At 67.9% G+C, this 21,652-nt stretch carries 20 protein-coding genes, 1 pseudogene and 1 riboswitch; of the genes and pseudogenes, 12 read left to right on the top strand and 9 right to left on the bottom strand.

Features of this window, described 5'->3' with window-relative positions; genetic code table 11:
* Window positions 1–151, bottom strand: a pseudogene (locus SB816_RS24255) (branched-chain amino acid ABC transporter permease); the annotation flags it as partial.
* Window positions 152–337: 186 nt separating this feature from the next.
* Here SB816_RS24255 and SB816_RS24250 point away from each other — a divergent pair.
* The 4 genes from SB816_RS24250 (at window position 338) to SB816_RS24235 (ending at window position 3,120) form a co-directional block, all read left to right on the top strand.
* Complete coding sequence (locus SB816_RS24250; RefSeq protein ID WP_144655815.1) at window positions 338–1,258, top strand: branched-chain amino acid transaminase; 921 nt, start codon at window positions 338–340, stop codon at window positions 1,256–1,258.
* 79 nt (window positions 1,259–1,337) lie between these two features.
* A complete protein-coding gene (locus SB816_RS24245) occupies window positions 1,338–1,550 on the top strand; it encodes a zinc-finger domain-containing protein (protein ID WP_054432911.1) in 213 nt (70 codons plus the stop codon).
* A gap of 34 nt (window positions 1,551–1,584) precedes the next feature.
* Window positions 1,585–2,007 carry a YybH family protein gene (locus SB816_RS24240; protein WP_054501767.1) on the top strand — a complete coding sequence of 141 codons (423 nt, stop codon included), beginning with the start codon at window positions 1,585–1,587 and terminating at the stop codon, window positions 2,005–2,007.
* 12 nt (window positions 2,008–2,019) lie between these two features.
* Window positions 2,020–3,120 carry a YheT family hydrolase gene (locus SB816_RS24235; RefSeq protein ID WP_054501768.1) on the top strand — a complete coding sequence of 367 codons (1,101 nt, stop codon included), beginning with the start codon at window positions 2,020–2,022 and terminating at the stop codon, window positions 3,118–3,120.
* Window positions 3,121–3,153: 33 nt separating this feature from the next.
* Here SB816_RS24235 and SB816_RS24230 read toward each other — a convergent pair whose 3' ends face one another.
* Window positions 3,154–4,662 carry a M48 family metalloprotease gene (locus tag SB816_RS24230; protein WP_372416752.1) on the bottom strand — a complete coding sequence of 503 codons (1,509 nt, stop codon included), beginning with the start codon at window positions 4,660–4,662 and terminating at the stop codon, window positions 3,154–3,156.
* A gap of 73 nt (window positions 4,663–4,735) precedes the next feature.
* Between SB816_RS24230 and galU the strand changes: the two genes are divergently transcribed.
* Window positions 4,736–5,587: a UTP--glucose-1-phosphate uridylyltransferase GalU gene (gene galU, locus SB816_RS24225; RefSeq protein ID WP_054501770.1), complete on the top strand. Its 852-nt coding sequence runs from the start codon at window positions 4,736–4,738 to the stop codon at window positions 5,585–5,587.
* A gap of 72 nt (window positions 5,588–5,659) precedes the next feature.
* Here the strand turns inward: galU and SB816_RS24220 are convergent, their stop codons facing one another.
* The 5 genes from SB816_RS24220 to SB816_RS24200 form a co-directional block, all read right to left on the bottom strand.
* Window positions 5,660–6,532 carry a cytochrome c oxidase assembly protein gene (locus SB816_RS24220; RefSeq protein ID WP_116793588.1) on the bottom strand — a complete coding sequence of 291 codons (873 nt, stop codon included), beginning with the start codon at window positions 6,530–6,532 and terminating at the stop codon, window positions 5,660–5,662.
* Between the two features lie 82 nt (window positions 6,533–6,614).
* A complete protein-coding gene (locus SB816_RS24215; protein ID WP_064523852.1) occupies window positions 6,615–7,721 on the bottom strand; it encodes a porin in 1,107 nt (368 codons plus the stop codon).
* Window positions 7,722–7,813: 92 nt separating this feature from the next.
* Window positions 7,814–10,621 carry a magnesium-translocating P-type ATPase gene (gene mgtA / locus SB816_RS24210; RefSeq protein ID WP_116793587.1) on the bottom strand — a complete coding sequence of 936 codons (2,808 nt, stop codon included), beginning with the start codon at window positions 10,619–10,621 and terminating at the stop codon, window positions 7,814–7,816.
* A gap of 420 nt (window positions 10,622–11,041) precedes the next feature.
* Window positions 11,042–11,374: a hypothetical protein gene (locus tag SB816_RS24205; protein WP_026382636.1), complete on the bottom strand. Its 333-nt coding sequence runs from the start codon at window positions 11,372–11,374 to the stop codon at window positions 11,042–11,044.
* Window positions 11,375–11,828: 454 nt separating this feature from the next.
* Complete coding sequence (locus tag SB816_RS24200) at window positions 11,829–12,833, bottom strand: sodium:calcium antiporter (protein ID WP_054501967.1); 1,005 nt, start codon at window positions 12,831–12,833, stop codon at window positions 11,829–11,831.
* Window positions 12,834–12,912: 79 nt separating this feature from the next.
* A riboswitch (yybP-ykoY riboswitch) is annotated at window positions 12,913–13,074 on the bottom strand.
* Between the two features lie 134 nt (window positions 13,075–13,208).
* On the opposite strand from SB816_RS24200, the gene SB816_RS24195 reads away from it, so the two are divergent.
* Window positions 13,209–14,552 carry an aminopeptidase P N-terminal domain-containing protein gene (locus tag SB816_RS24195; protein ID WP_410547650.1) on the top strand — a complete coding sequence of 448 codons (1,344 nt, stop codon included), beginning with the start codon at window positions 13,209–13,211 and terminating at the stop codon, window positions 14,550–14,552.
* Between the two features lie 59 nt (window positions 14,553–14,611).
* On the opposite strand, the gene SB816_RS24190 is transcribed toward SB816_RS24195, so the two are convergent.
* Window positions 14,612–15,076 (bottom strand): TM2 domain-containing protein, encoded by a 465-nt coding sequence (locus SB816_RS24190; protein WP_054501774.1) that lies wholly within the window; start codon window positions 15,074–15,076, stop codon window positions 14,612–14,614.
* Between the two features lie 79 nt (window positions 15,077–15,155).
* Here SB816_RS24190 and SB816_RS24185 point away from each other — a divergent pair, with 79 nt between their 5' ends.
* The 6 genes from SB816_RS24185 to ruvA all read left to right on the top strand — a co-directional run bounded on the left by SB816_RS24185 (window position 15,156) and on the right by ruvA (window position 20,615).
* On the top strand, window positions 15,156–16,325 hold the full coding sequence (locus SB816_RS24185) for a UbiH/UbiF/VisC/COQ6 family ubiquinone biosynthesis hydroxylase (protein WP_064523842.1): 1,170 nt from the start codon (window positions 15,156–15,158) through the stop codon (window positions 16,323–16,325).
* A gap of 82 nt (window positions 16,326–16,407) precedes the next feature.
* On the top strand, window positions 16,408–17,433 hold the full coding sequence (dusB, locus tag SB816_RS24180) for a tRNA dihydrouridine synthase DusB (RefSeq protein WP_054501776.1): 1,026 nt from the start codon (window positions 16,408–16,410) through the stop codon (window positions 17,431–17,433).
* Window positions 17,434–17,469: 36 nt separating this feature from the next.
* Entirely contained in the window at window positions 17,470–17,709 is a 240-nt protein-coding gene (locus SB816_RS24175; RefSeq protein WP_006217670.1) for a helix-turn-helix domain-containing protein, read from the top strand.
* 103 nt (window positions 17,710–17,812) lie between these two features.
* Window positions 17,813–19,402: a bifunctional phosphoribosylaminoimidazolecarboxamide formyltransferase/IMP cyclohydrolase gene (gene purH, locus SB816_RS24170; protein WP_049071647.1), complete on the top strand. Its 1,590-nt coding sequence runs from the start codon at window positions 17,813–17,815 to the stop codon at window positions 19,400–19,402.
* Complete coding sequence (gene ruvC, locus SB816_RS24165) at window positions 19,402–19,950, top strand: crossover junction endodeoxyribonuclease RuvC (RefSeq protein WP_049071645.1); 549 nt, start codon at window positions 19,402–19,404, stop codon at window positions 19,948–19,950. The genes purH and ruvC overlap by 1 nt, the downstream gene beginning before the upstream one ends.
* A gap of 92 nt (window positions 19,951–20,042) precedes the next feature.
* A complete protein-coding gene (ruvA, locus tag SB816_RS24160; RefSeq protein ID WP_006393160.1) occupies window positions 20,043–20,615 on the top strand; it encodes a Holliday junction branch migration protein RuvA in 573 nt (190 codons plus the stop codon).
* Window positions 20,616–20,679: 64 nt separating this feature from the next.
* Here the strand turns inward: ruvA and SB816_RS24155 are convergent, their stop codons facing one another.
* A complete protein-coding gene (locus SB816_RS24155; RefSeq protein ID WP_054501777.1) occupies window positions 20,680–21,600 on the bottom strand; it encodes a complex I NDUFA9 subunit family protein in 921 nt (306 codons plus the stop codon).
* Window positions 21,601–21,652 lie beyond the last annotated feature (52 nt).

Raw genomic sequence — 21,652 nt, 5'->3', positions numbered from 1 at the left:
TGACCATGGCCACGCCGGTCACCAGGCCCCACGTCGCCGTGGCGATGAGGGCGGGCACGATGGCATGCACGCCGGCGTGGAAGGCGGCCACGCGCTCCTGACGGACCTCCCGGGGGTCTTCGGTTTCGGGAAACGCTGACTCAGAGGACAACGGCGAGCCCCTGGGAATTCGAACGGAACGACATGGACACTCTGTGGGGAAGGAACCGCACGACAAGCTGCTCGCCCGCCGGGCCTGCGGACTCCCGCAGGCACCGTGCCGGTGCACGAATGGACCATTATTGTAACCTCGTCGCTTGATACAATACGGCCCTCAGGTTTATTGAGGGAGCAGACCATGTCGATGGCTGACCGCGATGGCTTCATCTGGTATGACGGCAAGCTCGTGCCCTGGCGCGACGCGACCACGCACGTCCTGACGCACTCCCTGCACTATGGCCTGTCGGTATTCGAAGGCGTGCGCGCCTACCGCTCCGAGATCGGCACCGCCATCTTCCGCCTCGAAGACCACACCAACCGCCTGTTCAACTCGGCGCACATCTACCAGATTCCCATGCCGTTCGATCGCGACACGATCAACGAGGCCCAGCGGATGGTGGTGCGCGAGAACAAGCTCGAATCCTGCTACCTGCGCCCGCTGGTGTTCTACGGCCCCGAAAAGATGGGCGTGTCGCCCAAGGGCGCCAAGGTGCACGTGGCGATCGCCGCCTGGCCCTGGGGCGCCTACCTGGGTGAAGAGGCCCTGTCGCAGGGCATCCGGGTCAAGGTGTCGTCGTTCGCCCGCCAGCACGTCAACGTAACCATGCCGCGCGCCAAGGTTGCCACCACCTACGCCAACTCGATCCTGGCCAACACCGAGGCCCTGCAGGACGGCTACGACGAGGCCCTGCTGCTGGACACCGAAGGCTTCGTGGCCGAAGGCTCCGGCGAAAACCTCTTCCTGGTCAAGGACGGCGTGCTGTGCGAACCCGAGATCGCCTCCGCCCTGACCGGCATCACCCGTTCCACCATCCACGCCCTGGCGGCCGATTTCGGCCTGCGCGTGGTGACCAAGCGGCTGACCCGGGACGACGTCTATATCGCCGACGAGGCCTTCTTCACCGGCACCGCCGCCGAAGTCACGCCGATCCGCGAGGTCGACAACCGCCAGATCGGCTCGGGCCGGCGCGGCCCCATCACCGAGAAGCTGCAGAAAGCGTTTTTTGACATGGTGAATGGCCGCAACCCGAAGTACCATCACTGGCTGAGCAAAGTCTGATCCACGCCGCCCTGCCCCACAGGACGACATTACTGCCCCAACCTACCGATTCACCGGTATTTTTTATTCAGGAAATTCCATGACCGCCGCTGCCCCGGCCGCCGCCCCCCACGAAGTCATCGAAGTCGGCGCCGAAGACCTGCCTGTGTTCTGTCCGGGTCCGAAGGCCCCGCTGTGGAGCATGCACCCGCGCGTATTCCTGGACGTCGCCCGCAACGGCTCGGCGCGCTGCGCCTACTGCGGCGCCGAGTACAAGCTCAAGCCCGGCACCGTGCTGCACGGCCACCACTGAGAATCGCCGCTCAACAGCCATCCGCCCCGCCATCATGTTCGCCACGCCCGAAGAAGCAGAACACGCGTTCTACGAAGCCCTTGAGCAGGGGGACACCGTCCGCCTGATGCAAGTGTGGGCGGACGACGAGGAAGTCGTCTGCATCCACCCGGGAGGCCTGCGCGTCGTCGGCCACTCGGCTGTGCACGAGTCCTGGCAACACGTGCTGGCGAACGGTCCCCTGCACATCCGGCCGCTGCGCCCGCTGGTCATGCTGAGCATGATGTGCGCGGTGCACGTGCTGGTCGAGCAGGTCGCGGTGCGCACACGGGAAGGCACGCAGTTCGCCAACTGCTACGCCACCAACATCTATCACAAGGGCCCCACGGGCTGGCGCATGGTCATGCACCACGCCTCGTCGGCGCCCACTGAAGCCGGGGTGCTCGACTTGCACGACGTGCCCGACATGCTGCACTGATCCGGGTCGACTTTGGCTGCTGCACGTTTCGACACAACGCCCTGCCCTGTTCCGTCCTGGCTGCCCGGAGGCGATGCCCAGACGGTGTACGCCGCGCTGTTCGCGCAGTACCACCGCATCGCCTTCGTGCGCGACCGGGTCGAGACGCCCGACACCGATTTTGTCGACTTCGACTGGACCGGGCCGGGGCTGTTCCCGCACAAGGCCGCCAACGGCGCGCCCGTGAGCGGTCAACAGCCCGTGGCCAACGGCAAGACCGCCGCCGCGCGCTGGATGACCGACGCCGACTGGAAGTCGCTGCCGCAGACGGCCGACACGCCCGCGCTGCTGCTGTTCCACGGCCTGGAGGGCGGCAGCAACAGCCGCTATGCGCAATCCATCGCGCACCATTTCCGGGCGCGCGGCTGGATCGTGGTCATCGCGCACTTTCGCGGTTGCTCCGGCGTGCCCAACCGCCTGGCGCGGGCTTACTACTCGGGTGATTCAGCCGAGGTCGGCTTCCTGCTGAACACGGTACGCAACCGCATCCCGCACGCGCGCTGGCACGCCGTGGGCGTATCGCTGGGCGGCAATGCGCTGCTGAAATACCTGGGCGAGCACCAGGAGGACACCGGCTGGCTGACCGCCTGCGCGGGCGTCTCGGTGCCGCTGGACTTGGTGGCCTGCGGCAAGACGTTGTCCACGGGGTTCTTCAACCGCAAGGTGTACACGGGCCACTTCCTCAAGACCCTCAAGCACAAGGTGCTGGAGAAGGCCCATCGCTACCCCGGCGCCATTGACGTGATGCGCATCGCCCACGCGCGTGACCTGCGCGACTTCGACGACGCCTACACCGCGCCGATGCACGGGTTCCGCAATGCGCTGGACTACTGGACGCGGGCGTCCAGCAAGCCGTGGCTGCCGCGCATCTCGGTGCCCACGCTGGTGCTGAATGCGCTGAACGATCCGTTCATTCCAGCCAGCGCGCTGCCCAAGCCGGACGAGTGTTCGCCCACCATCCTGCTGCACCAGCCCGCCGATGGCGGCCACGCCGGCTTTCCGACCGGCGCCTTTCCGGCCCATTTGGGCTGGCTGCCGCAACGGCTCGGGCGCTTCTTCGAGACCGGGCTGTAGGCGCCGGAAGGCGTCGGCGGCCCGCCTACGGCGTCAGCCCGACTTGAAGCGTTCCAACAGTTGGCGTTCTTCGGCCAGCTTGTCCTTGACTTCCTTGATCTGCACGTCGATTTGCGATTGCTCGTAGAAATCGCTCGACATGCCGCGCGCCTGCTGCAACTGCGATTCCGCCGCCGCGAAGGCGCCGGTCAGGACGTAATAACGCGCCAGGTCGCGGCGCGCCTGCACCGGCTTGCCGGTGCGCTCCTCGCTGTGCGCCAGCATCTGGTAAAGGCTGGGCTCGTCGCTGCCCCACTGCTTGATCTTGGCCCGCAGGTAGTCCTGGGCCTCGGCATGGCGGCCGTTGCTCTGCAACGCCGAGGCGTAGGCGATACCCAGCGCGCGCTGTTCGGGCCAGCGCTTGGTGGCGGCCTGCGCCAGGTCCAGCGCGCGCCGGTTGTCCTTGCGCGCCAGCGCGATGTCGACGGAGAGCCTGGCCATCTGCGCCGACTCGCGCCCGTCGGCCGCGGCCAGGCCCAACTGGCGCTCGGCCTCGTCCAGGTTGTTGCGCTGGAACGCCTGCAACGCCAGCCCGTAGTAGGCGGCGGAGCGGCGCACCCCGGACAGGGCCTGGGCCTCGTCCTGCAGTTGCTGCGTGGCCGAACGCAGGCTGACCGCGTCGCGGCCCTGCACCACGCGCATCTTGGCGCGCACGTACCAGAAATCGTCGCTGTCGACGTGTCGCGAGGGCGGCAGCGAGCGCACGCGGTTCTGCACGTCGGACATCCGCTCGATAGACAGCGGGTGGGTGCTGGCCCAGGAGCCGCCGCCCGCCCCTTCGTTCAGGCGCGAGGCGTTCATCAGGCGCGAGAACATCTGCGCCATGCCTTCGGCGTCGTAGCCGGCCTTGGTCAGCATGGTGAAACCGGCCCTGTCGGCCTCGCGCTCGGCGTCGCGCGAAAAGCCCAGCTGGCGGTTGATGGCGGCGGCCTGGCCGAACGCGGCCACGCCCATCGCCAGGTTGCCGCCGCCGCCGGCCAGCGCTGCCAGCAGCGCACCCGCCAGGCTGGCCAGCATGACCATGCTGTTCTGGCTCTGCTGCGTCATGCCGCGCGCGATGTGGCGCTGGACCACGTGGCCGATTTCGTGCGCCAGCACCGCCGCCAGTTCCGATTCGCTGCCCGAGGACACGATCAGCCCGGTGTTCACGCCGATGAAGCCGCCCGGCATGGCGAAGGCGTTGATCTCGGGATCGCGCACGCCGAACATCTCGACTTCGGGCACCGCGCCGGGCGCGAAGGCCGCCAGCTTGCGCCCCATGGTGGTGAGATATTGGCTCAGTTCGGGGTCATCGACATAGGTCGGGTCACGGCGCCCCTGCGACATGATCGCCTCGCCGAGGCTGCGTTCCAGCATCGGCGAGAGCTCCGCGGAGGAAGCCGCGCCCATCGAGGGCAGGCCCACGGGCTGGGCCCAGGCCGTGACCGGCAGGGCCGGCGCGGCCAGGGCGACACAGAGTCCGGCGATCGCGCCCCGCTGCGCAATCGAGCAAATGGATGGCATTTTTCTGCGATTCATGAACCTATGATAGCGATGCGCTTAAAATGTTTCATCGATTGCCCCTTATGAGGTTTAAATGCGCCCCGTCCGTAAAGCTGTTTTTCCTGTCGCGGGCATGGGTACGCGCTTCCTGCCCGCCACCAAGGCGATGCCCAAGGAAATGCTTCCCGTCGTCGACAAACCGCTGATCCAATACGCAGTCGAAGAAGCCGTCGCCGCCGGCATCACCGACCTGATCTTCGTTACCGGCCGCAACAAGCGCGCCATCGAAGACCATTTCGACTCCGCTCCCGAGCTCGAATCCGATCTCGAAAGCAAGGGCAAGCATGAGCTTCTGGCAATGGTGCGGGGCATTCTACCCGCCCACGTCAATTGCCTCTATATCCGCCAGTCGGCGCCGCTGGGTCTGGGCCATGCCGTGTTGTCGGCCGCCCCGGCCGTGGGCGATGAACCCTTCGCCGTGCTGCTGGCCGACGACCTGATCGACGCCGATACGCCGTCCATCAAGCAACTGGTGGATGTGGCTGTGGCCCGCAGCGCCAGCGTGCTGGGTGTGCAGGATGTCCCGCGCGAAGACACGCGCAAGTACGGCATCGTCGCGGCCCAGGCCGACAGCAGCCATGCCGACGGCCGCACCGAGCGCGTGACCCACATAGTGGAAAAACCCGACCCCGCGGATGCGCCGTCGACGCTGGCGGTGGTGGGCCGCTACGTGCTGGAAGCGGCGATCTTCGACCACCTGCGCTCGACCAAGCGCGGCGCCGGCAACGAGATCCAGTTGACCGACGGCATCGCCTCGCTGATGCGCGAGCGCGCCGTGTACGCGCACCGCTACGAAGGCACGCGCTACGACTGTGGCAACAAGGCCGGCATGTTCGAGGCCACGGTGGCGCTGGGCCGGAAGTACCACGGCCTGCTGCCGCAATAAGGCGGCCGGCGCCCGCCCGCCAGACCCGACGCGAGCGCCCCTGCGGCGCTCGCGACGCTTTTGGAGCGGCGCTCAGGCGGAAGCCGCGCGGCGCCCCCGGGCGCGCGCCATGGCGTCGCGGTCGGCCTTGCGCAGGCGACCCTTGGCCGACAGCCGCATCAGGGTCCCGAGGGCCACCATCAGGCCGATCACCTCGACCAGCGCCGCCGGGATCCACATGGTCAGCCCACCGATCGTCTGGTCGGTCTGCGCGGACATGGCAATGGCGCGACCGCACAATTCGAACAGGGGATAGATGTCGCTTTCTGTGAAGGCGATGACCGCGCCCGCCACCATCTGCGGCAGCATCGTCAGGATCGGCGAGATCACTCGGCCGCCCGGCGTCATCGCGGCCGGCGGGGCGGGACGGCGGTCCAGGATCAGGTTCCAGTACATGAAGCCGCTGATGACCACGGACCAGTTCATCAGCCGGTACAGCCGCCAGTCGAGCATGGAATAGAACTGCACCGACGGAATCAGCCAGACCAGCACCAGGAACACGAACAGGGCCGGCACGAAGATCTTGTTGGTCAGCACCGCCACGGTGGCCCGGCCTGCGCCGGTGCGCAGGAAATCACGCAGGCGGATGCGCCACGACATCGGCAGCCCGGCGCGCATGACCTGGCCGGGGAAGGCCGCCATCACCAGCAGCGGGCCGAGGTGATGCAGCACCAGGTGCTGGATGCGGTGGATGAAGAACATGCGCTCGGCGTAATAGTCCAGGCGCGTGTGCATGGACAGATACAGCAGCACCATGCCCAGCCAGAACAGCGCGCGGCGCGCGCCCGTCACGTGGTGCACGCGCTGGCCGCGCACGAACAGCACGATGGCCACCAGGAAGGAGGCCACCAGCGTGGGAGAGAACTCCCAGGGTATGAGCCATTCGAGACTGTCCATGCGGGTCATCCGGAAAATGCCGACGGGGGCGTGGCGGGCCGTAACACGCAGCCGGGTCGATTGTAGTAGACCCGGCCGCCCCCTGTACGGCTCAGAACCGGTGCGAAATACCCGTACCGAAGCGCGACGTGTGGGAATGGCCAGGGTCGAACTGGTTGTCCAGGGTGTAATTGGACGCGTAGCCGGCGAACGCATAGAGCGTGGTGCGCGGCGACAGGTCATACGTATACCCCAATGTCACCAATTGCGCATTGCGCGCGCTCGAACCATCCTCCCATTTCCAGTCGGGACGCGCCAGCGACCACTGCACCACCACCGTGCCGTGGCCGACCGGCATGCTGGCGCCCAGCAGCCAGGCGTCGACGGTGCCGCCGCGCGCAAAGGCCGCCGGCCCCAGGTTCCGGCCCAGGTTGTCCGGATCGCCGCCGTCCAGGCCAACGTAGCCGTTGCGCTGGCGCGACCATCCCGCCGACACCTTGAACACCTCGAAGTCGTAGGAGGCGCCCAGTTGCACCGCCTGCGGCCGGCCGTTGCTGCCCTCGACCGGCTCGGCCAGGCGCAGTTGGTCCCAGGTGGCGACCGCCAGCAAGGGGCCGTCCTCGTACTTCAGGCCGAGGCTGAGGGCGCGGTTGTTGGCCGCGGTCTTGAAGCGGTCGCCGTCGTCGGCGTCGAAGGAATAGCCGACGCCCGCCTGGAAGCCCTGCCAGGTCGGCGTGTAGTAGTTGACCAGGTTGCTGAACTGGTAGTTGTCCGAGGCCTTGAAGGTGGCGCCCATGCCCATCTCCTTCCAGGAGGCCAGCTCCAGCGCATTGCCGTAGGTCTTGCCGACGGTGTACTGGCGCCCCAGGCGCAGGTCGCCGTAGCTGTCGTGGGCCAGCCCGACCCAGGCGCCGTAGTTGAACAGTCGGTCGTCATCGGCGCGCTTGCCGGTGGACGGGTCGAAGCCGCTTTCAAGCTGGAAACGGGTGCTCCAGCCGTCGCCCAGGTCCTCGGTGCCGCGCAGGCCCCAGAGGGAATCGGTCAGGCCGCCGTTGAGGATGCCATTGTGGGTGCCCTGTCCGGAGGTGTGGGTGGTGGCGATGCCCGCATCCACCACGCCGTAGAGCTGGACGCCCGGGCCATCGCCGGCCGCACAGACCGTCAGGGGAAGGCTGGCCGCACCCGCCACGAGCGTCGTGGCAACAGTCGAGATTTTCATGCTTATCTCCAGAATCCGGGGTGGCGCCGCCACCGCCGGTGGTATTGAATCGACGGTGGGCGCCTGCCCACCGCCAGGTGTATCAATAGTGACTATTGCCAGCCGTAGCGGCGCACCCACACGCCCTTGAGCAATTGGGTCAGCACGCAGTAGCTCAGCAGGATGCCGGCCAGCCAGGGGAAGTAGCTCCACGGCAGCGCCTGCAACTGGAAGTACTCGGCCAGCGGCGAGAACGGCAGGAACAGGCCCAGCCCGACCACCATGACCGTCATCAGCATCAACGGCCATGCGGCGCGGCTTTGCAGGAACGGGATCTTGCGTGTGCGGATCATATGCACGATGAGCGTCTGCGACAACAGCCCTTCGACGAACCAGCCGGACTGGAACAACGTCTGGTGCTCGGGCGCATTGGCCTGGAATACGTACCACATGAGCGCGTAGGTGGTGATGTCGAAGATGGAGCTGATGGGGCCGAAGAAAACCATGAAGCGGCCCAGCCCGGCGGGATCCCACTGTTGCGGCTTTTTCAGAAGCTCCTCGTCGACATTGTCGAACGGGATCGCGGTCTGCGAGATGTCGTACATCAAGTTCTGCAACAACAGGTGGATCGGCAGCATCGGCAGGAAGGGCAGGAACGCGCTGGCCACCAGCACCGAGAAGACGTTGCCGAAATTGGAGCTGGCCGTCATCTTCAGGTACTTGAGCATGTTGCAGAAGGTCTTGCGGCCCTCGATCACGCCGTCCTCCAGCACCATCAGGCTCTTTTCCAGCAGGATGATATCGGCGGCCTCCTTCGAGATATCCACCGCCGAGTCCACCGAAATGCCCACGTCGGCGGCGCGCAGGGCCGGCGCGTCGTTGATGCCGTCGCCCATGAAGCCCACGGTGTTGCCCTGGGCCCGCAACATGCGGACGATGCGCTCCTTGTGCGCTGGCGTCAGGCGCGCGAACACATTGGCCTCGCGCACCGCCACGGCCAGCCGGTCGTCGTCCATGGCCTCGATGTCGGCGCCCAGGCAGACCTTGCGGACCTCGAAGCCGACTTCGCGGCAGACCTTCTGCGTCACCAGTTCGACGTCGCCCGTGAGCACCTTGACCTCGATGCCGGAGCCGCGCAGCGCGGCCAGCGCCGGGCCGGTGGATTCCTTTGGAGGATCGAGGAAGGCGATGTAGCCGACCAGCACCAGTTCGGCCTCGTCGGCCACGCCATAGGCCTGCTGGGTCGGCGGCAGCTCGCGCACGCCCACGGCGATCACGCGCAGTCCGTCACGGTTCAGGTCGGCGGTGACGCGACGGATGTCGGCGCGGCGCGCGTCCGTCAGCGGATGCACGTCCTTGCCGATCCGCAGGCGGCTGCAGACGGAGAGCATTTCCTCCAGCGCCCCCTTGCAGATCAGTTCGTGGTGCTCGCGGCCGTTCTCGGTTTCGCTGACCACCACCGACATGCGGCGGCGCGAGAAATCGAACGGAATCTCGTCGATCTTGCGGTAGCGCGCGGCCAGGTCCAGCTTGCGTTCCACCTCGGCGTGACGCAGCACGGCCACATCGAGCAGGTTCTTCAGGCCGGTCTGGTAGTAGCTGTTGAGATAGGCGTAGGCCAGCACGTCGTCACTGGTGGCGCCATACACGTCGGTGTGGCGTTCGAGCACGATGCGGTCCTGCGTCAGCGTGCCGGTCTTGTCGGTGCAAAGCACGTTCATGGCGCCCAGGTTCTGGATCGCGTCCAGGCGCTTGACCACCACCTTGCGCCGCGACATCCGCACCGCGCCCTTGGCCAGCGTGGCCGTGACGATCATCGGCAGCATTTCCGGCGTCAGGCCGACCGCGATCGCCAGCGCGAACAGCAGCGCCTCGAGCCAGTCGCCCTTGGTGAAGCCGTTGATCAGCAGCACGATGGGCGCCATCACCAGCATGAAGCGGATCAGCACCCAACTGACCCGGTTGATGCCCTGCTGGAACTGCGTCGGCATGCGCGAGGTCTGCGTCACGCGCCCGGCCAACTGGCCGAAGTAGGTGCCGGCGCCGGTGGCCACCACCAGGGCGGTGCCGGAGCCGCTGACCACATTGGTCCCCATGAAGGCCATGTTCTCGAGTTCCAGCGCGTTGGCGGTCTCGACGCGCTGCATGGCGTACTTCTCGACCGGCAGCGATTCGCCAGTCAGGGCCGCCTGGGCCACGAACAGATCCTTGGCGCCCAGGATGCGGCAGTCGGCGGGGATCATGTCGCCCGCGGACAGCAGCACCACGTCGCCCGGCACCAGTTCGGCCAGCGGCACCTCGATCTGGCGCGAGCCCGAAGCGTGCAGCGTGGCGCCGAAGAAGCGCCGCGCATCGCCCTCGCCCATGCCGGCGGCGTCGCTGCGCAGCACCGTGGCGGTGTTCTGCACCATCGCCTTCAGGGCCTCGGCGGCGCGGTTGGAGCGGCGCTCCTGCACGAAGCGCAACAGTGTGGAGATCACCACCATCGAGCCGATGATGATGACGCCCTTCCAGGACTGGTCGTCGGGCTCGGCCATGTACACGTCGGTGACCCACGACAGCGATGCCAGGCCGGTCAGCAGCAGGTTGAAGGGGTTGCGGAACGATTGCCACAGATGGGCGTACCAGGTCAGCGGCTTTTCGTGGTCGACTTCGTTGGCGCCATAGCGCGCGCGGGCCTCATCGGCCTGGACTTCGGACAGGCCGCCGCGGCCGCTGCGGAACATCGAGAACAGCGCATCGAAATCCATGCGCGCCACATCGAGCATGCGACGGTTGGCGCGGCGCGCGGCATCAGAAGAATCGGCCGCGGTGGCAAGTTGCGCGCCGCCCTGCTCCAGCATGGGGGAACGCCGAAAATGGCGCCCCGATCGCCGCAGCCCGGCCGCGGAGGAAAAGAAGGTCTTCAGGAATTTGAACATCGGAGTGTTCCAGTTATTGGTGTTGTTCTGGAAGACACGGGCTGCCCGCCGCCGTGCCTTTGCGCGGGCAGCACGGGGCCGCGGCCTGCGCAGAGCAGGCCGTTTCCGCCACGTACAGGCGTGCGCAGGCACCGGGGCGATGTTGCCGGTGTCCGGATCGCGTCGAGGCGCGCCGGGTGCGGAAGGCGGAACGGGAAACTAGCGGAAGAACCGGGGCCGGCGGAACCGGCGCGCGCGGAGCGGGCCTGGCCGGGGGTTCAGGGCTGCGGATTCCGTACAGACCGGGTGACTATCCGGCCAGTCGGCTCGCAAGGGAGAGGACGGGTCAGACAGGCAGGCCGGCGCCGCGCACAAGGCGCAATCGAGGCTCGGGGTCTAAGGCACTGGGCATGGTCTCTCCTGGATTGGCGGACGGCGGCGTCAGGCCGCCAGCGGTTGCGCGCCGAAATGCACGTGACGCACAGCGGGGTTGGCGCTGAGCCGGCGGGCTTGCGACATCAGTTCGCCGCGCAGCTCAGGCGGGCAGTTCACGGTGATGCAGGCCGAAGCCATGCCGGGGTCGCGGCCCTGGTCGATCTGCACTTGCGACACGTCGAGTCCGGCCGCGCTGAAGTCAAGGCAGATCTGCTTGCGCAGGGCGCCCAGTTCATCGCGCGGGCAGATGACCGTCAGGCGCGAAGTGCCGCGGCGGCGGCCCATGGCGGTGGCGCGGTCCACGCCGGCGCGGCGCAGGAACAAGTCGAAGAAACGCATAGCGGCCTCCATTGCGTAATGGGGAGCGGCTTTCGCGCATACGCGCGCACGCAGGCACACGGCGCATGGCGGGCGGGCACGAAAAAGGCGTGCACGAACGCGGGCGCTGCGACTAGCGGCGGTTCTGGCGGTTTACGTTGGGGAGAATCCCGGCAAGCCGTGGGCTTGCGCTGCTGCCCGGCAAGAAGCCCGGGGCTTGGGATACAACCGCAACCTGCTCAACAGGCTGCGGCAGATGGAGTTCTGCGTGGTCCTGTCAAACAGCGACGTCGATGCAAGATCGACTACTTTCGCCGGAATCGGTATTCACGAAGACTGCTCCTGGGATGGATAACGGGCAAGATTTTACGCGGGTTTCCACTGATGGACAAGGTTTCTGGGCAGAAAAAGCCTCTTCGGTGCAAAAAAGGCGCGGGGCGGTTGCGTCCCGCGCCTTCAAACCCTTCCCGACTCGTCAGGCGTAGAAGTGCCAGCCCAGGTAGGCCGCGAACAAGGCGTAGAAACCACCCACCGCGGATAGCGCCGGCACGCTCATGCCGGCGCGACGGAAGCGCAGCCACAGCAGGCCGATGGAGAGCATGGTGAACAGGCCGGCGGCCAGCAGCGGGCCGTCGAGCAGCCAGGGCGTCAGGAAGATGCCGAGCGCGCTGGGGATGGTGGCCTGGATCATCATGGCGCCGGAGATGTTGGCCAGCGCGAGGCGCTCCTTGCCCTGGCGCACCCAGATCAGCGCGTTCATGATCTCGGGCAGTTCGGTGGCGACGGGCGCCAGCAGCAGCGCGGCCACGTGCGGCGAGGCGCCCATGGCAATGCCGAGCACCTCGATCTGGTTGACGAACACGTGCGAGGCGCCGGCGATCACGACCAGCGCCAGCAGCGTCTGGGTCGCGGCCCAGAACATCGACGGATTGTCGTCGCGCGGCCGCAGCTTGAGCGGCTCGAGGTCTTCGCAGTCAATGCAGTCTTCGTCGTTGCTCAGTTCGCGCTTGATGTACAGGCCGTACGTCGCCAGGAACAGGATGCCGAGCCAGGGCTTCCAGGCAAAGGCCAGCAGGCCGAGCCCGACCTTGAAGACGAAGATGCCCATGAACCAGGCCTGGTCGCGGGCCAGCCGGCGCTGGTCCGCGTTGATACAGTCGGCTTGCGCGGGCTGACCGCGACGCGCACGCCACAGGGCCAGGCCGACCACGGCGTAGGCCAGCGTCGCCAGCACCAGCGGCCCGCCCATGGCTGCGCCAACGCCGATATCTTTCTGTTCGGGCGTGTCGCCGAACACCACGGCCATGAAGGTCACTGCGCTTTCCGGCAGGGCGGTACCGAAGGCGGCCAGCACGGTGCCGGTCGCGGTGGCGCCGAGCTGGAAGCGGTGTCCGACCCATTCGACGCCATTGACGAAGAATTCGCAGGCGAGGTAGATCACCGCCGCAGACAGGAAAAACAGGAAAAGGGTGAGCAACATATAGACGAGCCGGACGAGCAGAAACCAATTGGCGCGACATTGCGGCTCGCCCGGCCAGGGTGAACGCAACGCGGCCAAAGGTCTCGCCTGGCTGATCCATGCGCGGGCGGGCCGCGACATGGAGACCGTTAGCGCCATGGAGTTCTGGCTACCGCTACGCGGCACCGAACCACCAAGTCTGTTGACGCTAACTCCTTTGGGGACAAAGGATGGCTACTCCCCAATGACAGTGCCGCGATTGTAGCAGCCCGTCCGTGACAGTCCAGTGAATCCACGCGTCGGGCGCGGGAATGCCGCCAGACTGTCGCATCGGCGGCACGACGGGTAAAGTAAACGGCACCACAGCTTCCCGCCGGGCCTTGCGCCCCCTTGCCCATGAGCCTGCCTCCCACCGATATCGCTCCCTTCGCCGCCCGCCGCCAGCGCCTGATGGCGCGAATGCGCGCCGATGGCGGCGGCATCGCGGTCCTGGCCACCGCGCCCGAAGCCATCCGCAACCGCGACGCCGAGTACCCCTACCGGCACGACAGCGACTTCTTCTACCTGACCGGCTTCACCGAGCCCGGCGCCTGGCTGGTGCTGATCGCGGGCGCCACCGACCGCGCGCTGCTGTTCTGCCGTCCGCGCCATATCGAGCACGAGATCTGGGAAGGCCGGCGCTTCGGCCCGGAGGCCGCGGCCGAGCATTTCGGCTTCGACGACGCGCACGCGCTGGACGCGCTCGACGAACTGCTGCCCCGACTGCTGCTGGACCAGCCCACCCTGTACGCGCCCCTGGCCGGCGACAAGCGTACCGACGGCCGCCTGCACCGCTGGCTGGCGGCGGCGCGCGAGGGCAGCCGCGGCGGCCATCAGCCTCCCATGCGGCAACAGGACATCCGGCCGATCCTGGCCGAAATGCGGCTGATCAAGGACCCCAGCGAGATCGCCGCGATGCGGCGGGCGGCCAAGATCTCCGCCGGCGCCCATGCGCGCGCCATGCGAGCAACGCGCGCCGGCATGCGCGAATACGAACTGGAAGCGGAGCTGTTGTATGAATTCCGCCGCCATGGCGCGCAGGCAGTGGCCTACAACAGCATCGTCGCGGCCGGCGCCAATGCCTGCGTGCTGCACTACCCTGCCGGCGAGGCGGTGCTGCGCGATGGCGACCTGGTGCTGATCGACGCCGGCTGCGAGGTCGACAGCTACGCCAGCGACATCACCCGCACCTTTCCGGTCAACGGCCGCTACAGCGGCCCGCAGCGCGCGCTGTACGACCTGACGGTGGCGGCGCAGGAGGCCGCGGCCCAGGCGACCGCGCCCGGCCGCGGCTGGAACGACGGCCATGAAGCCGCGGTGCGGGTGCTGGCCCAGGGCATGCTGGACCTGAAACTGCTGAAGGGGTCGCTGGACGGCGTGATCGAGTCGGGCGACTACAGCCGTTTCTACATGCACCGCACGGGCCACTGGCTCGGCCTGGACGTGCACGATGTGGGCGACTACCGCCAGCCGGGCGGCGCAGCCGGCGCGGAACGCCCATGGCGCAAGCTGGAAACCGGCATGATGCTGACGATCGAGCCGGGCATCTATGTGCGTCCGGCCGACGATGTGCCCGAGGCCTACTGGAACATCGGCATCCGTACCGAGGACGACGCGCTGGTGACGGACGAGGGCTGCGAGCTGATCACTCGCGGCGTGCCGGTGCAGGCCGGCGAGATCGAGGCGCTGATGCGCGAATGAGCGAGCGGCGCGCGCAGGCCGGCATGGCGTCGGCCGCGCTCGTGAGGGCGGCCCCGGACCTACAGCGTCAGGCCGTCCAGCCAGCCCATCGCCACCCAGACGTAGACCACCACCATCGCGATCGCGAACATCGACACGGTGGCGCCCACCAGGCAGGCCAGGATGGCCACCAGCACCGGCCCCCAGCCGGTCCTGGGGGACGGCGGCAATCCGGGGTTGTAGCGGCGGTCGAACTTCTCGTCGGGCATCAGCGAGAACACCGCGCTCTCGATGAAGCCGTCGATCATGGGAATGAACACCAGGAAAAAGGCCGGGTTGTCGTACCAGACCGGGTAGTAGCGGAACGCGCAGAACAGGCTGAGCAGGGACAGCGTCGTCACCAGCCAGGCGTAACGCCGGCCCAGGTACCACCAATGAGCGCCGAGCCAGCCGAACAGACAGGCCAGCAGGCCGACAGCGACCTTGCCGCGAGGGCGGCGCGGGATTGCGGCGGACAGCGAAGAAGAAGCCTCGAGCTGCGTCATATCAATCAACCGGTGAAGGGTCCCGGGCGCCAAGCCGCGCCGGCAGACCCGGATTGTAGTGGACAGGTAAAATCGCGACATGACTATCTCCGCCTTCGACATTGCGATTCTCGGCGCCGGCCCCGTGGGGCGTGTCCTGGCGTTGATGCTGGCGCGCGTGGCGCCGGACCCCTCCCGCATCGCCCTGCTGCAAGGCGCCAGCCCGGCCGCCGCGACGCCAGCCGCCGCCATTCCCGCGGCCGATCCGCGCGTGCTGGCGATGAACCACGGCAGCCGGGTGCTGCTCGAATCGCTGCACGCCTGGCCCGCCAAGGCGGCGGACATCCTCAATATCCACGTTTCCCAGCGCGGCCGGCTTGGCCGCAGCGTGATCCGCAACACCGATTTCAACGTGCCACAGCTCGGCTGCGTGGTCGCCTACTCGGCGCTGCACGCCAGGCTGGAGGAATGCGTGGCCGCCAGCGGCGTCACGCTGCTGTCCGGTCCGCCAGCCGTGGTCGACGGCCAGGACGCCGACGGCGTGCGCATCAGCCAGGGCGACACCGCCCTTAGCTGCCGCATCGCCGTGCAATCCGACGGGGCCGGAGGCAGCGACGTGCGCCGCGACTACGGTCAGCACGCCCTGCTGACCACCACCCACGCCAGCCTGCCGCGCCGTGGCTGGGCCTGGGAACGCTTCACCGCCGAAGGGCCGCTGGCGCTGCTGCCGCATCCGCAGACGGCGGACGCCTATTCGGTGGTCTGGTGCAGCGCGCCCGGGCGCGCTGCCGAACTGGCGGCGCTGGACAACACCGCCTTCTCGCACGCGCTGACGGCGGCCTTTGGCGACCGCCTGGGCCGCCTGACGTGCCAGGCGCCGCGTCATGTCTTCCCGCTGGCGCTGAGCGCGCGCCGCGGCCTGGTGCAGGGCCGCGTGGCCGTGATCGGCAATGCGGCGCAGACGCTGCACCCGGTGGCCGGCCAGGGACTCAACCTGGGACTGCGCGACGCCGCCCGGCTGGCCCAGTCCCTGGGCGGCTGGCTGGCCCAGCCGAACGCCAGTCCCACCCAGGCGTTGCAAGACTTCGCCCGCGCGCGCCAGGTCGACCGGCTCATCACCGCCGGCGTCACCGACCTGATGCCGCGCATCTTCGCCACCGGCCTGGCGCCGGTCGAACACGCCTGTGGCCTGGCCTTGCTGGGCCTGGATCTGGCCGCGCCGCTGCGGGCGCCGTTGGCGCGCCATCTGCTGCAGGGTTTCCGGGCCTGATCCTCCCCTTTTTTCGTCGGCCTGTTACCAAGCTGTTGCGGACGAAAAAAGAGGGTTCGATCGAGCCGGTTAAAATGTGACCATGCGCATCGGCCCGTGGACTCTCCCCAACAACGTTCTGGTCGCGCCCATGGCGGGCGTGACGGATCGTCCTTTCCGACAGCTCTGCAAGAAATTGGGGGCCGGCTACGCCGTATCGGAGATGGCCGCCAGCAACCCCAAGCTGTGGGACAGCGTCAAGACCTCGCGGCGCCTGAACCACGACGGCGAGATCGCCCCCATTTCGGTGCAGATCGCCGGCGCCGACCCCGCCATGATGGCCGAGGCCGCCGTATTCAACGCCAACAAGGGCGCGCGCATCATCGACATCAACATGGGTTGCCCGGTGAAAAAGGTCTGCAACGTGGCCTCGGGCTCGGCCCTGCTGCGCCACGAAGACCTGATCGCCCGCATCCTGGACGCCGTGGTCGAGGCCTGCGCGCCGCTGGGGGTGCCGGTCACCCTCAAGACCCGCACCGGCTGGGACCGCGACAGCCGCAACGCCCTGCGCGTGGCCAGACTGGCCCAGGACGCCGGCATCGCCGCCCTGACACTGCATGGACGCACCCGCGCCGACCTCTATACGGGCGAGGCGGAATATGACACTATCCGCGCCGTCCGCGCCGAGCTGAAAATCCCGCTGATCGCCAATGGCGACATCGACTCGCCCGAAAAGGCCAGGCGCGTCCTGGATTACACTGGCGCCGACGCGGTCATGATCGGCCGGGCGGCCCAAGGGCGTCCCTGGATCTTCCGCGAGGTCGACCATTACCTGCGCACGGGCGAAACACTGGCCCCACCCAGCTATGGGGAAATGCGCGAACTGCTGCTCGAACATCTCGACGACCACTACCGCTTCTATGGCGAACACACCGGCGTACGCACGGCGCGCAAGCACATAGGGTGGTATCTGGACGGCCTGCCGGGCGCGGACTCGTTCCGCGACCGCATGAACCTCATCGACAACACCCGCGACCAGTGGCGGGCGGTGTCGGAATGGTTCCTCAATCTTTCCCGTGACGGCAACCCCAACCCGGCGCCTGTCGCGAAAGCCCTGCTGGCGGCATAACCGCCTCACCACCAACATAAAAATATCTGTACTCCGATGAGCAAGAAAGATGTCCTGGAAGAATGCGTGCGCGCCAGCCTGGAGCGCTATTTCGAAGACTTGGGCGAATCCGAGCCCCACGACATGTGGGACATGGTGATGCGCTGCGTGGAGCGCCCGGTCCTCGAAGTGGCGTTGGAACGGTCCGGCGGCAACCAGTCGCGGGCATCCGAAATGCTGGGCATCACGCGCAACACCCTGCGCAAGAAACTGCTGGCCCATAACATCCAGGTATAGCGCATCGCCGCGCGGGCGGGCCGGCTGGCGCGCCCCGCATGACAGATTTCCCATCCCGACCTGAAGCGAGACAGGCGCCCGCGCCCCACTCCCGTCCCTCACCATGAAAATCGAAACCGCCCTGCTTTCGGTGTCCGACAAGACCGGCATCGTTGAATTTGCCCGCGCCCTGGCCGCGCGCGGCGTGCGCCTGCTGTCGACCGGCGGCACCGCCAAGCTGCTGGCCGAGTCCGGCCTGACCGTCACCGAAGTGGCCGCCCACACCGGCTCGCCCGAGATCCTGGACGGCCGCGTCAAGACGCTGCACCCGAAGATCCACGGCGGCCTGCTGGCCCGCCGCGACAGCGCCGAGCACATGGACACCATCAAGGCGGCCGGCATCGATCGCATCGACATGCTGGTGGTCAACCTGTATCCGTTCCGCGAAACGGTGGCCAAGCCCGACTGCACCTTCGCCGACGCGGTCGAGAACATCGACATCGGCGGCCCGGCCATGCTGCGCGCCGCCGCCAAGAACCACGGCACCGAGGCCGGCGGCGTGACGGTGGTGATCGACCCGGTCGACTACTCGCGCGTGCTGTCCGAAATGGACCAGGGCGGCGGCACCTCGTACGGCCTGCGCCTGGCGCTGGCCGCCAAGGTCTACGCCCACACCGCGGCCTACGACGGCGCCATCGCCGCCTACCTGACCAGCCTGACCGACGCCGAACCGGCGCAGGACGCCGTGCCGGCGCGCCAGGAATGGCCCGGCACCCTGACCCTGCAGGTCAAACAGGAACAGGCCCTGCGCTACGGCGAGAACCCGCACCAGACCGCCGCGTTCTACGTCGACGCGCAGCGTCCGGCCGGCCTGCTGGGCAACTACCGCCAACTGCAGGGCAAGGAACTGTCGTACAACAACATCGCCGATGCCGATGCCGCCTGGGAATGCGCGCGCAGCTTCGAGGCGCCCGCCTGCGTCATCGTCAAGCACGCCAACCCCTGCGGCGTGGCGGTCGCGGCCGACACGCTGGGCGCGTACCAGCAGGCCTTCAAGACCGACCCGACCTCGGCCTTCGGCGGCATCATCGCCTTCAACCGCCCGGTCGACGCCGCCACCGCCGAAGCCGTCAGCGCCCAGTTCCTGGAAGTGCTGCTGGCCCCGGCCTATGACGGCGCCGCGCTGGCCATCCTGGCCGCCAAGAAGAACGTGCGCGTACTGGAAGTGCCGATGGGCACGGGCCAGAACGCCTTCGACGTCAAGCGCGTCGGCGGCGGCTGGCTGGTGCAAAGTCCGGACGCCTACAACGTGCCGCGCGACGCCCTGAAGGTCGTGACCAAGCGCCAGCCCACCGAGCAGGAAATGAACGATCTGGCGTTCGCCTGGAAGGTCGCCAAGTACGTCAAGTCCAACGCCATCGTGTTCGTCGGCGGCGGCATGACGCTGGGCGTCGGCGCCGGCCAGATGAGCCGCATCGACTCGGCCCGCATCGCCTCGATCAAGGCCGAGAACGCCGGCCTGACGCTGAAGGGCTCGGCGGTGGCGTCGGACGCCTTCTTCCCGTTCCGCGACGGCCTGGACGTGGTGGTGGCCGCGGGCGCGACCTGCGTGATCCAGCCCGGCGGCAGCGTGCGCGACGACGAAGTCATCGCCGCGGCCGACGAGCATGGCATCGCCATGGTGCTGACCGGCACCCGCCACTTCCGCCACTGATGCGCGTCCTCGGCATCGATCCCGGCCTGCGCCGCACCGGCTTCGGTGTGATCGATGCCGACGGCCCGCGCCTGCGTTATGTCGCCAGCGGCACCATCGTGGTGCCGCCGGCGCTGACGCTGTCCGAACGCCTCAAGGTCATCCTGGACAACCTGCGCCAGGTGGCGCGCGACACGCAGCCCGACGTGGCCGCGCTGGAAATCGTCTTCCTGAACACCAATCCCGCCTCGACCCTGCTGCTGGGCCAGGCCCGCGGCGCGGCGCTGTGCGCGCTGGCCGACAGTTCGCTGGCGGTGCACGAGTACACCGCGCTGCAGATCAAGAAGGCCGTGGTCGGCACCGGCCGCGCGGCCAAGGAACAGGTGCAGATGATGGTGCAGCACCTGCTGGCGCTGGACGGCACCCCCGCCCCCGACTCGGCCGACGCGCTGGCCTGCGCCATCTGCCACGCCCACGTCGGCCCCTTGCAGGACCGGCTGACGGAATTGGGCACGCGCCTGAGCTTGAGCGGCAAGACCCGCCTGCGCAACGGCCGCCTGCTCGGCTGAGCCCCGCGCCCCCGCTTCGCGCGGACCCGTATAGAATCCCCGCATCCGCCGCGACTGACGCGGCCCCCCTCTTTTGCCAGGCCATTGCCACCATGATCGGACGCATCACCGGAACCCTGATCGAGAAACTGCCGCCCACCGTCTGCGTGGACGTGAACGGTCTGGGCTACGACATCGACGTGCCCATGAGCACGCTGTACTCGCTGCCGGAAACCGGCGCGCGCGTCACGCTGTACACGCACCTGACGGTGCGCGAAGACGCCCACATCCTCTACGGCTTCGCCACCGCGGGCGAACGCAGCGCCTTCCGTGAACTGATCAAGGTCAGCGGCATCGGCGCGCGCACCGCGCTGTCGGTGCTTTCCGGCCTGTCGGTGGCCGACCTGGCCCAGGCCATCACGTTGCAGGAATCGGGCCGCCTGACCCGCGTGCCCGGCATCGGCAAGAAGACCGCCGAACGCCTGCTGCTGGAAATGCGCGGCAAGCTGGGCGCGGACATCGGCGCCACCGCGCATCCGGTGCAGGATAACCAGTCCGACATCCTGAACGCCTTGCTGGCGCTGGGGTACTCCGAGAAGGAATCGTTGTCGGCCCTGAAGACGCTGCCCGAAGGCGTGGGCGTGTCGGACGGCATCAAGCAGGCCTTGAAGGCGCTGGTGCGCTGAACAGGCCCGCGGCTCGGTTCCGGGCCACAAGCGCCCGGGCGAAGCCCGCGTGACGCGGCGCCGGCTAACGCGCCTGCGCCAGGTAGCCGGGCGCCACCGCTTCCAGTCCCGTCGGCACCACGTTCAATTCGGGCGCCATCGGCGCGCCGCAGATATTGTCGTGGCGCAGGGAATCCAGGTTGTCGCGCGACATCAGGGGCTGGCCCGGCAGGCACTCGAACAGCATGGCCTGCATCCGCCCAAGCCCCATCGGCAAGCTGACCACCGGGCGCGGGTTGCCGCCCCAACCGGCGCACAGGCGCGCGATCTCGCCCAGCGTGTAGACCTGCGGGCCGCCCAGTTCATAGGTCTTGCCCCAGGTGTGGGTGTTGCCCAGCGTCGCCAGCATCGCCGTCACCACGTCGCCCACGAACACCGGCTGCATGCGCACGTGTGCGCCGGCCAGGGGCAGCACGGGCAGCCAACGTGCCAGGCGCGCGAACATGTTGGTGAAGCTGTCGTCGGCCCCGAACACCACCGACGGGCGGAAGATCGTCCAGCCGCCCTCGCGCCAGTCGGCCAGCTCCTGCTTGATGGCGGCCTCGCCGTCGCCCTTTGAACGCTGGTACATGCTGGCGCCGTTGGAGTCGGCGCCCAGCGCGCTGACGTGCAGCAGGCGGTGCGCCCCCTGGCGGCGGCAGGCGCGCGCGATGCGCTGCGGCAGGTGCACATGGGCCCGCGCGAAATCGGAGCCATAGGGCCGGCCCGAATTGCCATGCAGGATGCCCACCAGGTTGACGACCGCGTCACAACCGCTCACCAGGCGGTCGAGCGCGTCGTCGTCATGCACGTCGCTGGCGAGCAGGGTGACGGTGGGCAACATCTGGAGTTCTCGCCCCTGGCCATAACGGCGGGTGGGCACCAGGATCTGGTGCTGCCCGCCCGCCAGCCGGGCGATGAGATGACGGCCGATGAAGCCAGTGCCGCCGATGACAAGGATACGCATGGAGCAGCCCCTGTTCTTCAGGATTCAGGCCCGATTCTGCCCTGCGTGCGCC

It is taken from the genome of Achromobacter sp. SIMBA_011 (assembly GCF_046535435.1).
Taxonomy (GTDB): domain Bacteria; phylum Pseudomonadota; class Gammaproteobacteria; order Burkholderiales; family Burkholderiaceae_B; genus Achromobacter; species Achromobacter dolens.
The sequence above is the reverse complement of the archived record's forward strand: the minus strand, read 5'-3'. Positions and strand labels throughout refer to the sequence as shown.

Bases quoted from the DNA above. Each gene is read 5' to 3' on its own strand.
- SB816_RS24155 (WP_054501777.1), bottom strand. From the start codon at position 21,600: ATGCGTATCCTTGTCATCGGCGGCACTGGCTTCATCGGCCGTCATCTC.
- SB816_RS24215 (WP_064523852.1), bottom strand. From the start codon at position 7,721: ATGAAAATCTCGACTGTTGCCACGACGCTCGTGGCGGGTGCGGCCAGC.
- SB816_RS24175 (WP_006217670.1), top strand. From the start codon at position 17,470: ATGAGCAAGAAAGATGTCCTGGAAGAATGCGTGCGCGCCAGCCTGGAG.
- dusB (WP_054501776.1), top strand. From the start codon at position 16,408: ATGCGCATCGGCCCGTGGACTCTCCCCAACAACGTTCTGGTCGCGCCC.
- SB816_RS24220 (WP_116793588.1), bottom strand. From the start codon at position 6,532: ATGACCCGCATGGACAGTCTCGAATGGCTCATACCCTGGGAGTTCTCT.
- SB816_RS24250 (WP_144655815.1), top strand. From the start codon at position 338: ATGTCGATGGCTGACCGCGATGGCTTCATCTGGTATGACGGCAAGCTC.
- ruvC (WP_049071645.1), top strand. From the start codon at position 19,402: ATGCGCGTCCTCGGCATCGATCCCGGCCTGCGCCGCACCGGCTTCGGT.
- purH (WP_049071647.1), top strand. From the start codon at position 17,813: ATGAAAATCGAAACCGCCCTGCTTTCGGTGTCCGACAAGACCGGCATC.
- SB816_RS24205 (WP_026382636.1), bottom strand. From the start codon at position 11,374: ATGCGTTTCTTCGACTTGTTCCTGCGCCGCGCCGGCGTGGACCGCGCC.
- SB816_RS24200 (WP_054501967.1), bottom strand. From the start codon at position 12,833: ATGTTGCTCACCCTTTTCCTGTTTTTCCTGTCTGCGGCGGTGATCTAC.
- SB816_RS24195 (WP_410547650.1), top strand. From the start codon at position 13,209: ATGAGCCTGCCTCCCACCGATATCGCTCCCTTCGCCGCCCGCCGCCAG.
- SB816_RS24230 (WP_372416752.1), bottom strand. From the start codon at position 4,662: ATGCCATCCATTTGCTCGATTGCGCAGCGGGGCGCGATCGCCGGACTC.
- mgtA (WP_116793587.1), bottom strand. From the start codon at position 10,621: ATGTTCAAATTCCTGAAGACCTTCTTTTCCTCCGCGGCCGGGCTGCGG.
- SB816_RS24245 (WP_054432911.1), top strand. From the start codon at position 1,338: ATGACCGCCGCTGCCCCGGCCGCCGCCCCCCACGAAGTCATCGAAGTC.
- SB816_RS24190 (WP_054501774.1), bottom strand. From the start codon at position 15,076: ATGACGCAGCTCGAGGCTTCTTCTTCGCTGTCCGCCGCAATCCCGCGC.
- SB816_RS24240 (WP_054501767.1), top strand. From the start codon at position 1,585: ATGTTCGCCACGCCCGAAGAAGCAGAACACGCGTTCTACGAAGCCCTT.
- ruvA (WP_006393160.1), top strand. From the start codon at position 20,043: ATGATCGGACGCATCACCGGAACCCTGATCGAGAAACTGCCGCCCACC.
- galU (WP_054501770.1), top strand. From the start codon at position 4,736: ATGCGCCCCGTCCGTAAAGCTGTTTTTCCTGTCGCGGGCATGGGTACG.
- SB816_RS24185 (WP_064523842.1), top strand. From the start codon at position 15,156: ATGACTATCTCCGCCTTCGACATTGCGATTCTCGGCGCCGGCCCCGTG.